The sequence below is a fragment of the Thermaerobacillus caldiproteolyticus genome (assembly GCF_015326725.1).
GTDB classification, from domain to species: Bacteria; Bacillota; Bacilli; order Bacillales; family Anoxybacillaceae; genus Thermaerobacillus; species Thermaerobacillus caldiproteolyticus.
Map to the genome: position 1 here is coordinate 1,056,357 of NZ_CP064060.1, position 15,799 is coordinate 1,072,155.

Genomic DNA, 15,799 nt, shown 5'->3' on the forward strand with positions numbered 1-15,799 from the left:
CTGCAAATTTGTTCTACATAAAGCAAAAAATCTATTTTCCTAAATGTACACAAAAATTAGACTGATATATTGGAATTTTTATCATTGGATTTAACATGAATTGAATATCGAACTTCTATGGTTAGTTTCGTTCACCGCTATTCATCAAAAGATTGAAATTTCCGAAAAAATGTATTGCAAAAAATAAAATACGTGTTAAAATGTAGTTAAAAAATCATACGTACAAATTTTGTTTGATGATAAAATGAAAGACATACATATTTAAATATAAAAATAGTGATTACAACGCTGATTTAATAAGGGAAATACAGACCGAAGTAATCTGGAGTTTGAAAGAAAAACCTAATGATTTTATAAAACAAGGAGGTGAAACTATAAATTGTACGTATATTTTAGGAGGTGTTATCTAATAAAATAAGACGGACGTTTTTAGGGGGATCGGTCATAACATGTTGCATTTTTTTATGATATCAGTAGCATTTACAATTTTGTAATCGCTATCATTTTGCATAATAAGTGTAAAAAGGAGGAATTCGAGAATGAGGAAATTTCTATCTGTGATTGTTTTATTTGCGATGATTTTTTCATTAGTAGCATGCAATGGGAAAAGCGATGGAGAAGCTGGTTTTGTAGGGATATCAATGCCTACAAAATCATCAGAAAGATGGATTAGTGATGGTAAAAATATGGAAAAAGAATTTAAGAAACTTGGGTATAAAACAGATTTACAATATGCTGAGGATGTAGTAGAAAATCAGGTATCTCAAATTGAAAATATGATTACAAAAGGGGTTAATGTTTTGGTTATTGCTCCGATTGATGGGGAAGCTTTAACGGACGTTTTGGAAAAGGCGCATAAGCAGGGAATTAAAGTGATTTCTTATGACCGTTTAATTAGAAATAGTAAATATGTAGATTACTATGCAACATTCGACAACTTTAAAGTAGGGGTTTTGCAAGGTTCATATATTGTAGAAAAGTTAGGTTTAAAAGAGGGGAAAGGGCCATTTAACATTGAATTGTTTGCAGGCTCTCCAGATGACAATAATGCATATTTCTTCTTTAATGGCGCGATGTCAGTTTTAAAACCTTATATCGATTCTGGGAAGTTAGTTGTACGAAGTGGGCAAACAAAATTTGATCAAGTTGCCACTTTAAGATGGGATGGGGCTACTGCCCAAGCAAGAATGGATAATTTATTAAGCGCTCATTATACGACCGAAAGAGTAGATGCTGTATTGTCACCTTATGATGGGATTAGTATTGGTATTATTTCTTCGCTTAAAGGGGTTGGTTACGGAACTTCGAATAAGCCGATGCCGATTATTACTGGTCAAGATGCTGAATTAGCTTCAGTGAAATCGATTATAGCTGGTGAACAAACACAAACTGTATTTAAGGATACAAGAAAATTGGCGAAGAAAGCTGTCAAAATGGCGGATGCGGTTCTGAAAGGAAAAAAACCTGAAGTTAACGATACTAAAACATATAACAATGGTGTAAAAGTTGTACCAGCGTATTTGTTGGAACCGGTTTCAGTCGATGCTTCAAATTATGAAAAAGTACTAGTAGATAGTGGCTATTACACAAAAGAAGAGCTTTCTAAATAATGATAAAGGGTATAGTGGTAGTTCAAAAGACTATCACTATATCATTTATTGCAATTGTAGGGGTGTGGTGGGACAATGTCTGAATTTATATTAGAAATGAGAGGAATTACCAAAGAATTTCCAGGTGTGAGAGCCCTTGACAACGTCAATTTGAAAGTAAGAGAAGGAGAAATTCATGCGCTTTGCGGGGAAAACGGTGCAGGAAAATCGACGTTGATGAAAGTATTGAGTGGCGTATATCCTTATGGTAGCTATAGCGGAGATATCCTATTCAAAGGAGAAATATGTAAATTTAAAGATATTAAACAAAGTGAGGAATTAGGAATTGTTATTATTCATCAGGAATTAGCGTTAATCCCTTATTTATCAATAGCAGAAAATATTTTTTTAGGAAACGAGCAGGCGAAGAAAGGAATTATTAACTGGAATGAAACCATTGTAAAAACGAAAGAGTTGCTGCAAAAAGTAGGGCTAGATGAGTCTCCTAATACATTAGTTGCGAACCTTGGTGTCGGTAAACAACAATTAGTCGAAATTGCAAAAGCGTTGTCAAAGAAAGTGAAATTGCTAATTTTAGATGAACCTACTGCGGCTTTAAATGAAGATGACAGCGAGAACTTATTAAATTTGTTATTGGAGTTTAAAGAGCAGGGAATGTCAGCGGTCATTATCTCTCATAAATTAAATGAGATTTCTAAAGTTGCTGATTCCATTACCATTTTACGTGATGGAAAGACGATTGAAACCTTAGATATGAGAAGGGACAATGTTACGGAAGATCGCATCATTAAAGGAATGGTAGGCCGAGATTTAACGAATCGCTATCCGAAGAGAGAACCTAACATTGGAGAGGTTATATTTGAAGTGAAGAATTGGAATGTCTATCATCCTCTTCATAATGATCGTAAGGTGATTAACAATGTAAGTTTTTACATTCGGAAAGGCGAAATAGTAGGGATTGCTGGCTTAATGGGAGCGGGCAGAACAGAGTTAGCGATGAGCATTTTCGGTAAGTCTTATGGAAGAAAAATCAGCGGACAAATTTTAAAAAATGGGTCAGAAATATATTTAGAAGATGTCGGAAAAGCGATTGAGCATGGAATTGCGTATGTTACAGAGGATCGTAAAGGAAATGGACTCATTTTAATGGAAGATATCCGAAAAAATATCACATTAGCTCATTTACGTAAAATATCGAACAAATTTGTTGTCAATGAAAATGAAGAAATTATAGAAGCGGAAAAATTTCTAAAAAAATTAAAGATTAAAACCCCGAGTGTTTTTCAAAAAACTGAAAAATTAAGCGGTGGAAATCAACAAAAAGTCGTTTTAAGCAAATGGATTTTTGCAGAGCCTGATATTCTCATTTTAGATGAGCCAACGCGAGGGATCGATGTTGGTGCTAAATATGAGATATATACGCTTATGAATCAACTATCTCAAGAAGGAAAAGGGACTCTTATGATTTCGTCTGAGCTGCCTGAGATCCTTGGAATGTGCGATCGCATTTATGTTATGAGCGAAGGAAGAATAACGGGTGAGTTAAGTAAGGAAGAAGCAACACAAGAAAATATCATGAAGTTGATGACAAAAAGTACAGTGAGGGGGTAGTGTCTCTATGCAATTACCGATGCAGAAGATGGTTCTAAACGAGGAAAAAACACAACCATTTACACAAATTTTTAAGAATAACATGAGAAGCTATAGTATGGTTGTTGCGTTAGTATTGATTATGTTATTATTCCAGATTTTAACGGAAGGTATTTTATTAAGACCTTTAAACATCACTAACTTGATACTACAAAATAGTTATATTTTAGTATTAGCCATAGGTATGATGCTAGTGATTATTACAGGGCATATCGATTTATCAGTCGGTTCTATCGCAGCGTTTGTAGGTGCCCTTGCTGCCATTCTCATGGTTGAGCATCATGTACCTACGTATGTAACCGTCATCATTTCCTTATTACTCGGAGCTTTTATAGGAGCATGGCAAGGATTTTGGGTTGCTTATGTTAAAATCCCAGCGTTTATTGTTACGCTTGCAGGGATGTTGTTGTTTAGAGGTTTGACGATGGTGATTTTGGAAGGTCAATCGATTGCTCCTTTTCCAAAATCATTTCAAAATATAAGTTCAGGATTTATTCCTGATTTGTTTCATGGGACCAGTCTTCATATTTTTACTCTTGTCGTTGGGTTTATTTTATCGGTGGTGTTCATATGGCTTGAAATAAAAAAGAGAAACACTCAAACAAAATACGGATTTGATGTAAGTCCTAGAGTGGCTTTTGTTGCCAAATTAATCGCCATTGTTGCGATCATTAATATATTTTCTTATGTACTTGCGACTTATGAAGGAATTCCTAATATTTTGATTATTTTAGCTACTCTCATTATCGTTTACTCGTTTGTAGCAAATAAAACAGTAATAGGTCGACATATTTATGCTATTGGTGGAAATGAAAAAGCAGCACAACTATCAGGGATTAAGACGAAACGCGTTACGTTTTGGGTGTTTGTGAACATGGGAGTCTTATCTGCACTTTCTGGTCTCATTTTTGCCGCCCGACTAAATGCGGCTACACCGAAGGCAGGGAATTTATTTGAACTAGATGCGATTGCCGCTTGCTTTATCGGTGGAGCATCAGCTTACGGCGGAATTGGTACTGTTAACGGTGCTATTATCGGCGGTCTTGTCATGGGAGTCATGAATAATGGTATGTCATTACTTGGATTAGGCATTGATTGGCAACAAGCGATTAAAGGTTTAGTACTGCTGGCTGCTGTAGCTTTCGATATTTATAATAAAAATAAAGCTGCATAAACATAAATTAAAACCAATAATTCATAACTAAAACAATGCGATTTCTTAGAAAGGAGGCCAAGATCAATCGTCTTGGTCTTCTTTTATCAGCACTTCTTACTTACTGGGTAACGAGCGTTAAGAAAATGACATGACAGGGAGAACGTTGAACATGAGACGTTTAGAGATTGAATGGACTACTTTGTTTTATATCTATCATTATTTTTCACCAAAATATATACGTACAAATAAAAACTGCTATAATAAATTTATATATCTTATTCTGTGCTTGAGGTGAAATATGAAAGAGAAAAATATTCCGAAATATCTTCAGCTAAAACAGGAAATTTTATCTTGGATACATTCGGGGAAATTGAGTCCGGATGAAAAGATACCGACAGAACATGAAATTGCAAGCCAATTCCAATTAAGTCGACATACGGTTAGACAAGCATTAGGAGAATTAGAAAAGGAAGGATGGCTATATAAAATTCAAGGAAGTGGAACGTTTGTTTCTAAACCGAAACAGATCGGAAAAATAGAGATAAAAACAGTAGGAATATTGACAACCTATATTTCCGATTATATTTTTCCTCATATTGTTCGAGGAGCAGAGGAAACGTTGCGAGAGAAAGGCTATAGGTTATTATTAGCTAGTACAGACAATAACAAGGAAAGAGAAAGAGAACATTTAGAGGCAATGATTAATCAACCTTTGAGTGGACTAATTATTGAACCGACAAAAAGCGCCCAAGGAAATCCTAACCTAGGGTATTATTTAGCGCTCAATAACTTGAATATTCCTTATGTGATGATTAATGAACGATATTTAGAAATGAGTTGTCCGTACATAAAAATGGATGATGAAGGTGGTGGATTTTTATTGACTGATCACCTCATTGACTTAGGACATCGTCGGATTGCCGGATTTTTTAAAACGGACGATTTACAAGGGGTTAACAGGTTAAAAGGATTTATTCGGGCACATCAGGAACATGGGGTTTCATTATCGACCAATAATCTCATTTCTTATACGACAGAAGAAAAGGAAACAAAACCTTTAGAAATAGCTCGATTTTTTTTACAGCAACCAGAGGATGAAAGACCGACTGCATTTGTTTGCTATAACGACGAATTAGCGATCAAATTACTCGATGTGATTAGACAACAGGGGCTGGTTGTGCCCGAAGACATTTCGGTAGTAGGATTTGATGATTCCACATTCGCTACGGCCACAGAAGTAAAATTAACAACGATTCGCCATCCGAAAGAGGAAATGGGTATAAAGGCAGCAGAAATGTTGATCCAAATGATTGAGAAGCAAAAAGATGATGGGATAAAGGATATTATTTATAAGCCAGAATTAATTGTCAGAGAGTCAGCCAAAAGAATATAAAAAATGTTCAAACAATATAAAAAAATCGTAGAAAAATTGTACGTACAAAATTATAATAGGGGTGAGGGAATTTTTATTTATGGGGAGTTGAGGAGATGCTTGAGGAATTAAAGCAAGTTGTTCTGGAGGCAAACTTACAGCTGCCGAAAAATCGGTTAGTTACATTCACATGGGGAAATGTAAGTGGAATTGATCGCGAAAAAGGTCTCGTTGTCATCAAGCCAAGCGGGGTAGAGTACGATCAACTCACAAGGGACGATATGGTTGTCGTTGATTTAGAGGGAAATGTTGTAGAGGGAACGTTAAAACCTTCCTCTGATACGCCGACGCACTTAGTATTATACAAGGCGTTCCCTTATATCGGAGGTATTGTCCATACTCATTCCTCTTGGGCAACCATTTGGGCACAGGCAGGAAAAGGAATTCCAGCTTTAGGTACAACGCATGCTGATTATTTTTACGGAGAAATTCCTTGCACGCGGAAATTGACGGAATCTGAAATTAAAGGAGCGTATGAACTGGAGACTGGTAAGGTGATTGTGGAAACGTTTAGTCTCCTTGACCCAATGCAAATACCTGGAGTGCTTGTCAATGGTCATGGGCCGTTTGCTTGGGGAAAAGATCCAGATAATGCCGTTCATAATGCGGTCGTTCTTGAAGAGGTGGCCAAAATGGCAGCGAGAACGTATAACCTAAATCCAGATACTCAGCCTATTGATCAGTCTTTATTAGACAGACATTATCTTAGAAAACATGGTGTTAACGCTTACTACGGACAGTGAGGCGAGGAGGAGTTAACATGGGGAAAAAATATGTGATTGGAGTTGACTATGGAACGGAATCCGGGCGTGCTGTCCTTGTCGATCTTGAGGGGAACGAAATTGCCGATCATGTAACTCTGTATCCTCACGGTGTCATCGACGAGAAGCTTCCGGAATCTAATGTGACATTGGAGCCGGATTGGGCTTTACAGCACCCTGGAGATTACATTGAGGTGTTAGCGACGGCTGTCCCTTCCGTATTAGAAACATCAGGAGTAAATCCAGCAGATGTCATTGGGATAGGGATCGATTTTACTGCGTGCACGATGCTTCCAGTTGACGATTCTGGTGAGCCTCTTTGTTTTAGACATGATGTAAAAAATAATCCTCATAGTTGGGTGAAGTTATGGAAACACCATGCTGCTCAAGATGAAGCAAATTTAATTAACGAAATTGCAGCGAAAAGAGGGGAAGCATTTTTACCTAGATATGGCGGCAAAATTTCATCTGAATGGATGATTGCGAAAATTTGGCAAATTTTAAATGAAGCCCCGGAAATTTATGATCTAACTGATCTTTTTCTAGAGGCAACAGATTGGGTTGTATTCAAAATGACAGGAAACATCGTTCGCAACAGTTGTACAGCTGGTTATAAGTCGATATGGCATAAACAGGAGGGATATCCGAGCAAAGATTTCTTTCGGTCGTTAGATCCACGATTAGAAAATTTGACGGAAACGAAATTGCGCGGCGATATTGTTCCGCTTGGAACGAAAGCAGGAGAGCTAACGAAAGAAATGGCTGTGATGATGGGACTTCTACCTGGAACGGCTGTAGCCGTGGGAAACGTTGATGCCCATGCGGCAGTTCCGGGGGTAGGAGTAGTAGAACCAGGAAAATTAGTGATGGCGATGGGAACATCGATTTGTCATATGCTTTTAGGTACAGAAGAGAAACACGCCGAAGGAATGTGTGGTGTTGTAGAAGACGGAATCATCCCAGGATATCTTGGATATGAAGCCGGGCAATCGGCAGTTGGTGATATTTTTGCATGGTATGTAGAACATGGAGTGCCAGCTTATGTCAAGGAAGCGGCCGAAAAAGAAGGAGTGAGTGTTCATGAATGGTTGGAAAAAAGGGCCGCTGCGTATAAACCGGGAGAAACAGGATTGTTGGCGCTGGACTGGTGGAATGGCAACCGCTCTGTATTAGTCGATACCGATTTAACCGGATTGATGATTGGTTACACCTTACAGACAAAACCAGAAGAAATTTATCGGGCTTTACTGGAGGCCACTGCGTTTGGTACTCGGAAAATTATCGATGCTTTTGTTGAAAGCGGTGTCAAGGTCGACGAACTATATGCTTGTGGCGGACTTCCACAAAAAAATAAATTACTAATGCAAATATATGCGGATGTCACGCATCGTGAAATCAAGGTAGCGGCTTCCAAACAAACTCCTGCCATTGGAGCGGCCATGTTCGCTGCCGTTGCAGCCGGAAAAGAAAAAGGGGGGTATGAATCGATTGTGGAAGCGGCAAAAAAAATGGGAAAAGTCCGTGATGAAACGTTCAAACCGATACCTGAAAACGTTGCGATTTACGAAAAATTATATCAAGAGTATACAAAGCTACATGATTATTTCGGACGCGGCGAAAACAACGTGATGAAACGTCTAAAATCTATTAAAGAGAAGGTCGAATTAGAAGAACAATTGAAAGTTTAATACATTGTGATTGTAAGGGGGATTTTAATGTTAGAATTAAAACCATATGAATTTTGGTTTGTGACCGGAAGCCAGCATTTGTACGGAGAGGAAGCATTGAAACAAGTAGAAGAACATTCGAGAATAATAACAGAAGAATTAGACCGTGATGCTGTGATTCCGTTTAAAGTCGTTTTTAAATCTGTTGTAACAACACCTGACGGGATTCGGAAACTTTGTATAGAAGCAAATGCCAATGATGATTGTGCGGGTATCATTACTTGGATGCATACGTTTTCTCCTGCAAAAATATGGATTGGTGGTCTTTCCGAGCTGCGAAAACCATTATTACATTTCCATACGCAATTTAATCGTGACATTCCGTGGGACAGTATTGACATGGATTTTATGAATTTGAATCAATCTGCTCACGGTGACCGTGAATATGGTTTTATCGGTGCGAGAATGAGTATTTCGCGAAAAGTGGTTGTAGGATATTGGAAAGATCCTAGTGTTCGTCATCGGATTGGCGGATGGATGCGTACAGCTGTCGCTTTTACAGAAGGGCGTCATTTAAAGGTTGCCCGCTTTGGCGATAATATGAGAGAAGTAGCCGTAACAGAAGGGGATAAGGTCGAAGCTCAGATTCAATTCGGCTGGTCGATTAACGGTTACGGGATAGGAGATCTTGTTCAGTATATTAAGGACGTACCGGAGAATAAGGTGAATGAACTTTTAGATGAATATGCCGAGTTATACGATATTGTTCCTGAAGGTCTTTACGAAGGACCTGTGCGGGAATCCATTCGCGAACAGGCCCGCATTGAGCTTGGCTTAAAAGCATTTTTAAAAGAGGGGAACTTTAGTGCGCTTACAACTACCTTTGAGGATTTACACGGGATGAAACAGCTTCCAGGACTTGCCGTTCAGCGTCTTATGGCTGAAGGGTATGGTTTTGGCGGCGAAGGGGATTGGAAAACAGCTGCACTCGTTCGGATTATGAAAATCATCGCTGATGGAAAAGGAACTTCGTTTATGGAAGATTATACTTACCATTTTGAACTAGGAAACGAATTAGTGCTTGGTGCTCATATGTTAGAAGTATGCCCAACGATAGCAGCTACTCGTCCGAAACTTGAAGTTCATCCTCTTTCCATTGGCGGAAAGGCCGATCCGGCTCGTCTGGTCTTTGATGGTGATGCCGGTGCGGCAGTGAATGCCTCATTGATTGATTTAGGACACCGTTTCCGTCTACTCGTGAATGAAGTTGACGCGGTAAAACCTGAAAAAAGCATGCCTAAACTCCCAGTTGCAAGAGTTCTATGGAAACCACGTCCGTCTCTCCGTGATTCAGCAGAAGCTTGGATTTCAGCAGGAGGTGCTCACCATACTTGCTTCTCGTTTGCTGTAACGACAGAGCAGTTACAAGATTGGGCGGAAATGACTGGGATTGAATGTGTAGTAATCAATGAAAACACATCTCTGCAATCAATACGTAATGAATTAAGATGGAATGAAGTGGTTTGGAGAAATCGATAAAATACGTAGGTTTATCACTTACATGTATTGAAAAATAGACATGGGCTAAAATTTTGATGGTCCATGTCTTCTATATTATCAATCAGGGAACGAAACGGAAACGATACCTTAGATTGAGATGAAGAAGTGATTTGGGGCAACAAATATTTTAGTACTGGGATGGGAGAACGAAGAAATGTTTATTAAAGCGATTTTTTCGATTTAGATGATACTTTATACGATCACCAAAAGCCTTTTTCTGATTCGGTTCAGAAAATATTTCCGATCTATCATCATAGGACTCTTCCTATCGGATCGGTATATAAAAATTCAGATATTTTTGTAATATTTTTAGGAGAGATATAGTCAAAGCTGATTAACTTTAGAAGAGCTTCGAATCGAAGGAATTGTACTCGCACTATAATACTATTTCAATAAAGAAGCCGAGCGGTTTCAACTCCAATATGAATCGGCCCTTAATTTTATACAGTTGTTTCCAGTGGTACCAAAGCTCTTGATGAAACTTGCAAGAATGGGCATTAAACTCGGAATTATTACGAACGGTCCTGTCGAACATCAGTCCAATAAAATTAAGTCTCTCAGGCTGACACAGTATATTTCAAAGGAACTTTCCTATCGGATGAGGTAGGAATGGCAAAAACGAATCCGCAAATTTTCCATGAGGTCTCCAAAAAAGTAAACTGTTCTCCTAAAAATCTTCTCTATGTCTGGGGCTCTTGGACAAATGATATTATTGGAACCTCTGAAGCGGGATGGCATTCTATTTGGTATAACCACCGAAAGAGACAGCGCGGACACAAATCATAAACCGTTAGCAGAAATTGAACGGCTGTTCTCCATTGTAGAGGTGTTGAAGAGGGGGATATTTATATAATAATATTTTCGTATTTTTATCAAAATAGGAGATGCATTTTATTAAGGGGATGAAAATTTTTGTTGAGAAAAAGGAGATCCATGGTAAGATTTAGTTAATTTTATACATGCAAATTTTTGGTTTTTAGAGGATGGATAGTAGGTATTAATTTTTTCAGCTCTATCTTTTAAGTTTATTTTATTTGTACAAAATTAGTTGGTTGTTTGCTTTTAGTATGATTATACAGATAAATTTAAATTTTTTGAAAAATATTATAATAAATAAAATGGGGAATGAAATATGGAACAAAAAGTTCGTTGGGGGATTTTAAGTACGGCTAATATTGCTAGAGAGACTATAATTCCTGCTATTCAACGTGCTAAGAATGCGGAGGTAGTAGCGATTGCGAGTGGAAGTGGAAAAGCGCATGAGGCGGCTGTGCAATTAGGTATTCCTACAGCTTATAACAGTTACGAAAAATTGCTTGCAGATCCGAATATTGATGCTGTATATATTCCTCTTCCTAACAGTATGCATGTCGAATGGACAATCAAAGCGGCCGAACATAAGAAGCATGTACTTTGTGAAAAGCCAGCTGCTTTGTGTGAAGCGGATGTAAGACGAATGATAGAAGCTTGTAAAGAAAATAATGTGATTTTTATGGAAGCATTTATGTATCAGTTTCATCCTCAGCATCAGAGGGTCAAGGAGATCCTCGCCTCAGGCGAAATTGGTGATGTAAAACTGATGAGTTCGAGCTTTTCTTTTTATCTGCATGACCGGGAGACGAATATTAGAATGGATGCAAAGTTAGGTGGAGGGAGTTTATTCGATGTTGGGTGTTACTGTGTCCATTCGATTCGAAATTTGTTAAGTACGGAACCTATTGAATTGTATGTTCAAGCTAACTGTCATGAACGTTATCAAATTGACATGTCTGCAAGCGGATGGATGAGAATGAAAAATGGTGTTCATGCATTATTCGACTGTAGTTTTGAGATGTTCCCTAGAAATGAGTACGACATTATTGGCACGAAAGGGAAAATTGAGGTGCCGCGGGCATATCGACCAGATTTACATGAAGGAAAGGGAGTAATCGTGATTCGGACGGATGATGGAGAAATTAAGGAAGAAGTGATTTCAGCTGATCAATATGTATTAGAAATTGAACATTTTTCTGATTGTATTATAAGAGGACGACAACCGCTCTATTCAGAGAATGGTATTATACAAAATGCGCGAGTTATTGATGCGTGCCGTATATCTATCGAAACCGGCAAAGTGATAATGTTGAACCATAGGGAAAAAGGAGGATTCTCATGAATTATCGTCGCTTAGGAAATACAGAAATGGAATTAGCGAGGTGAGCTTCGGCACATGGGCGATCGGCGGATCATGGGGAAAAACAGATGAAAGAGAATCGCTAAAAGGACTCCATCGAGCGATTGAAGCAGGAGTAAATTTCTTTGATACGGCAGATGTGTATGGTGATGGACGTAGTGAAGAACTTCTGGCAAAAGCTATAAAGGGTAAGGAAGATGAAATTTATATTGCAACGAAGTTTTGTCGAGCAGGAAACATTAATGATTTTCAAGAAGTATTCCGAGGAAGCAATTAGACGGTACTGCGAAGCGAATTTGAAGCGGCTACAGCTCGAGTGGATCGATTTATAATCAGACTCATTCATTGTCCTCTGCTTAAAGTGTTGAAGGATGGTCGAGTGTTTGACGTTTTGGATAAATTGCAGAAAGAAGGGGAAATTCGTTATTACGGTGTTAGTGTGGAGACTGGTGAAGAAGGGTTATTTTGTCTAACAAATCCGAATGTGAAGGCTTTGCAAGTAATTTTTAATATTTTTCGTCAAAAACCTCTAGAGCAGTTACTTCCGCAAGCAAAAGAGCAAGGAGTTGGTATACTTGCACGGTTGCCTCTTGCAAGCGGATTACTGACAGGAAAGTTCAAAAAAGACAAAAAATTTGAAGAAAACGATCACCGTAGTTTCAATCGCGACGGACAACATTTCAATGTAGGAGAAACATTTGCAGGCCTTGAGTTTCATAAAGGGGTAGAGCTTAGTGAACAGCTTAAGTGGATAGCAAACGGCAGAGGAAATATGACAAGAGCAGCTCTTCACTGGATTTTAGACCATGACTCTGTCACATGTGTGATTCCAGGGTTTAAGACGGTACAGCAAGTAGAAGATAACTTACAGGCGATACATGTTTCTTCCTTTTAGTTTAGAGGAAATGGAGAGATTAAGAGAGTTTTATAAAAAGGAAGTTCATATCTTTATTTGAGGAGATTATTAAAAAGAGAAGGGGATAGGAATGAAGGTTATGCAGGAAAAGTTTGGGGAGATTGATAGTCAGCTAGTGACTGCTTTTACTATTATAAATGATAATGGCATCGAGATAACTTGTCTGAATTATGGATGTATTATTACAAAGATCATAGCTCCTGATAATAAGGGGAACTATGAAAATATAGTATTAGGATTTGATTGTTTAGATGACTATTTAAAGTATTCTCCTTATTTCGGCGCTGTTGTTGGACGGGTGGCTGGCAGAATCAAAGACGCATGCTTTGAACTGGATGGCAAAACGTATTTATTATATAAAAATGAAAACAACAATCATTTGCATGGCGGTTTCAAAGGGTTTAGTAATGTTGTATGGGAAGCAGCTGTCATTGAAACAGAGAATGAAATCGGTATTCAATTTTTATACGTAAGCCCGGACGGAGAGGAAGGGTATCCAGGGAATGTACACATACGAGTTACTTATACATTAAACAATGAGAACGAACTTTGTATTTCTTATTACGCGAAATCCGATCAAAACACGTTGCTGAATGTTACGAATCATACGTATTTTAACTTAAGTGGCAATTTAAAAAGAGATGTTTTAAATCACTTCTTAAAAATAAAAAGCGATCGATTTTTAGAGTTAGATAAGGAATTTATCCCGACCGGCAGCATTTTAGATGTAACAAATACTCCTTTTGATTTCCGAGATGGAAGAACGATAAAGGAAGGAGTTATTTCTGGTCATCCACAAATAGAACTTGTGGGACAAGGATATGATCATCCCTTTTTATTAAACGTTCATCATGATAATGAGATTATATTATGGGATCCGGAGAATGGCCGCACCTTGACAATTGAAACAGATGAGGTGGGTGTCATAGTATATACAGGAAATCAATTAAAAGATGATTATGAAATTCGCGGAGTGCCGTCGCGAAAGTACTTGGGAATTTGTTTAGAAACACAAGGATTGCCGGATGCGATTCATCATCCTCATTTTCCTTCCTATATCTTAGAAAAAGATAAGGAATATTCTTCGGTAACGAAGTATAAGTTTGGAATTATTAAAAATGATGAACATGTACTTCCTTAATCATATTTCTTAAATTTCATTGCTAGAGGCTTTGGTGTTAATAAGTAGATGAGCAAAATTCATTGTATTAATTACCATTTCAAAAGAGCAAACGAAGGTACCTTTATGCCACTTGTATCTGTTTTTTTACAGAAACCAGTGGCATATTCCTCGTTGAACTCCGCATAAATAAACTCAATGAGATCGTGAAATTTTCTCGATCTCAGCTCGCGAGACCGATTGACAAGTTACTCAAATGGTCCATCCTTCAATAGATATACGTGAGTTGATGATCGCTTGTTCATGATGGGTTTGATATTGATCCAAGCCCAGTGTTTTTTGCTTGCTGAAAGTAATTTCAACGAATTATTGTTTCCGTATTGTATTCGAGGGAATCAAAAGTTCACTTATTCAAGGTTGAGCGTCTTTCCAACAACCAACGTGGCCGTATACAAATATAATTTATTAACGTTTTGTGTATCTTGAAGTTCAATGGAATGAAGGAGTGAAGACTAGAACATGCTACTACAATTGGTGAGCCCCAACTATGGGGGAGAGCATACAGGTTCATTGTTATATAAATCTAAAACTGCAAACAAATAAGCAGACATATTTCCCACATGCATATAAGTAATATCCATTACAAGTTTTTGGAACAGATTCTCAGCATAGAATTCGCTGTTTAGGACATTAGGAAATACTACCGAACTTCTTCGTCTGCAGAAAAGTCGTTTCTTGCGAATCACCGATTTGATACTTAATCACCGATTTGATACTTAAAACACCACACACCTTATATCAGTATGCCCTCGCATGCGTTTATATCCAAAGTACGGGTGTAACTTATGAATGGCTAATAGATGCCCTTTCAACAAAAGGTCTTCTGCCAGGCTCTTTGATGTTCTCGATCGGTTCTTGTGCTACTTGTTTTTAATAGAGTGGATATTTTATTCGTAGTTCATCAATAATAGGAACCCTTTCAGCTTTTAGGATCCTTCTTCCCATGTAGATTTGGATGGCGCCCTTTTAGGTATTCCACCTGCGCTTTCAAATAAGAATTTTTCTCTTCTAAACTCGAAAAAAGTTTACGATTCCACACTTCGTTGATCTTTAAAAGACTCGCCATTTGAACTTTTTGCCCCATTGTGCAGTCGGCATACCACTCTTCATTTCCAAACGTTCACTGAGCTGCCGACAAGACCAGTCCTTCTCCAATTTCAAACGAACGACTTCACGTTTCAGCTCTTCTGAATATGAGCAAAAGTTTTTTCAGTTCTTAGCCCATAAAAATCCCCTCACAGGTAGAACATCATATCAAATGTTCTCTTTTTTCTGTAGGGGATCATACTATCTTTTTCTGTGTTTTCACATGCCAGTATATTGGTTTTACGAAAAAGGATTTTCCGCTTCTTTCTGTAACTTCTCAAAGACTTAAGAGCTCAGTATTCGAGAGTCGTCATCTCCGATAGTACAAACTCTCCGAAGCAGTCTTTGTGATTCTCAAGCCAGATGGAAAAACTCACTCCCAAGCCTATCATTATATCTCTGTACAACAGCACAATACCGCATATCTTTATAACAGCGAATCGAAAGGGTGCCTACTACAGGCCGTAAGTTTCCATCATTGAAAGAATGGAGCATTGAGTTTGGTTTGCTCTCGGAGACACTGCGCATGACACCAAAAATGTCTGTCAAGATGCGAATTTTTTATTTTCCCCATCAATCCTCGGAATAGTGAGGAGAGAAAAGATGGT

General features: G+C 38.0%; 10 protein-coding genes and 3 pseudogenes. 12 read left to right on the top strand and 1 reads right to left on the bottom strand.

Annotated features, from left to right (window positions below; translation table 11 throughout):
- Positions 1-539 precede the first annotated feature (539 nt).
- The 12 genes and pseudogenes from chvE to ISX45_RS05275 all read left to right on the top strand — a co-directional run bounded on the left by chvE (position 540) and on the right by ISX45_RS05275 (position 14,066).
- Positions 540-1,610 carry a multiple monosaccharide ABC transporter substrate-binding protein gene (gene chvE, locus ISX45_RS05220; protein WP_194520152.1) on the top strand — a complete coding sequence of 357 codons (1,071 nt, stop codon included), beginning with the start codon at positions 540-542 and terminating at the stop codon, positions 1,608-1,610.
- Positions 1,611-1,685: 75 nt separating this feature from the next.
- A complete protein-coding gene (mmsA, locus tag ISX45_RS05225; RefSeq protein ID WP_194520153.1) occupies positions 1,686-3,221 on the top strand; it encodes a multiple monosaccharide ABC transporter ATP-binding protein in 1,536 nt (511 codons plus the stop codon).
- A gap of 7 nt (positions 3,222-3,228) precedes the next feature.
- On the top strand, positions 3,229-4,434 hold the full coding sequence (mmsB, locus tag ISX45_RS05230) for a multiple monosaccharide ABC transporter permease (RefSeq protein WP_194520154.1): 1,206 nt from the start codon (positions 3,229-3,231) through the stop codon (positions 4,432-4,434).
- A gap of 280 nt (positions 4,435-4,714) precedes the next feature.
- Positions 4,715-5,809, top strand: a complete 1,095-nt coding sequence (locus ISX45_RS05235; protein ID WP_194520155.1) for a GntR family transcriptional regulator — start codon at positions 4,715-4,717, stop codon at positions 5,807-5,809.
- A gap of 95 nt (positions 5,810-5,904) precedes the next feature.
- On the top strand, positions 5,905-6,591 hold the full coding sequence (araD, locus tag ISX45_RS05240) for an L-ribulose-5-phosphate 4-epimerase (protein ID WP_194520156.1): 687 nt from the start codon (positions 5,905-5,907) through the stop codon (positions 6,589-6,591).
- A 17-nt stretch (positions 6,592-6,608) separates the two neighbouring features.
- Positions 6,609-8,297, top strand: coding sequence for a ribulokinase (locus ISX45_RS05245; RefSeq protein ID WP_194520157.1), 1,689 nt, complete (start codon positions 6,609-6,611; stop codon positions 8,295-8,297).
- A gap of 27 nt (positions 8,298-8,324) precedes the next feature.
- Positions 8,325-9,815 (top strand): L-arabinose isomerase, encoded by a 1,491-nt coding sequence (araA, locus tag ISX45_RS05250; RefSeq protein WP_194520158.1) that lies wholly within the window; start codon positions 8,325-8,327, stop codon positions 9,813-9,815.
- 454 nt (positions 9,816-10,269) lie between these two features.
- Positions 10,270-10,443, top strand: a pseudogene (locus ISX45_RS20215) (HAD hydrolase-like protein); the annotation flags it as partial.
- Between the two features lie 2 nt (positions 10,444-10,445).
- Complete coding sequence (locus ISX45_RS05260; protein ID WP_194520160.1) at positions 10,446-10,622, top strand: HAD family hydrolase; 177 nt, start codon at positions 10,446-10,448, stop codon at positions 10,620-10,622.
- Between the two features lie 346 nt (positions 10,623-10,968).
- Positions 10,969-11,991, top strand: coding sequence for a Gfo/Idh/MocA family protein (locus ISX45_RS05265; protein WP_194520161.1), 1,023 nt, complete (start codon positions 10,969-10,971; stop codon positions 11,989-11,991).
- 40 nt (positions 11,992-12,031) lie between these two features.
- Positions 12,032-12,904: pseudogene (locus tag ISX45_RS05270) on the top strand (aldo/keto reductase).
- Positions 12,905-12,995: 91 nt separating this feature from the next.
- A complete protein-coding gene (locus ISX45_RS05275; protein ID WP_194520162.1) occupies positions 12,996-14,066 on the top strand; it encodes an aldose epimerase family protein in 1,071 nt (356 codons plus the stop codon).
- 539 nt (positions 14,067-14,605) lie between these two features.
- Here the strand turns inward: ISX45_RS05275 and ISX45_RS19445 are convergent.
- Positions 14,606-15,287 (bottom strand): annotated as a pseudogene (locus ISX45_RS19445) (IS3-like element ISBth8 family transposase); the annotation flags it as partial.
- Between the last annotated feature and the right edge of the window lie 512 nt (positions 15,288-15,799).

Excerpts from the sequence above, each read along its gene's own strand:
- araA (WP_194520158.1), top strand. The coding sequence starts at position 8,325 with ATGTTAGAATTAAAACCATATGAATTTTGGTTTGTGACCGGAAGCCAG.
- mmsA (WP_194520153.1), top strand. The coding sequence starts at position 1,686 with ATGTCTGAATTTATATTAGAAATGAGAGGAATTACCAAAGAATTTCCA.
- ISX45_RS05275 (WP_194520162.1), top strand. The coding sequence starts at position 12,996 with ATGAAGGTTATGCAGGAAAAGTTTGGGGAGATTGATAGTCAGCTAGTG.
- araD (WP_194520156.1), top strand. The coding sequence starts at position 5,905 with ATGCTTGAGGAATTAAAGCAAGTTGTTCTGGAGGCAAACTTACAGCTG.
- chvE (WP_194520152.1), top strand. The coding sequence starts at position 540 with ATGAGGAAATTTCTATCTGTGATTGTTTTATTTGCGATGATTTTTTCA.
- ISX45_RS05265 (WP_194520161.1), top strand. The coding sequence starts at position 10,969 with ATGGAACAAAAAGTTCGTTGGGGGATTTTAAGTACGGCTAATATTGCT.
- ISX45_RS05260 (WP_194520160.1), top strand. The coding sequence starts at position 10,446 with ATGGCAAAAACGAATCCGCAAATTTTCCATGAGGTCTCCAAAAAAGTA.
- ISX45_RS05235 (WP_194520155.1), top strand. The coding sequence starts at position 4,715 with ATGAAAGAGAAAAATATTCCGAAATATCTTCAGCTAAAACAGGAAATT.
- ISX45_RS05245 (WP_194520157.1), top strand. The coding sequence starts at position 6,609 with ATGGGGAAAAAATATGTGATTGGAGTTGACTATGGAACGGAATCCGGG.
- mmsB (WP_194520154.1), top strand. The coding sequence starts at position 3,229 with ATGCAATTACCGATGCAGAAGATGGTTCTAAACGAGGAAAAAACACAA.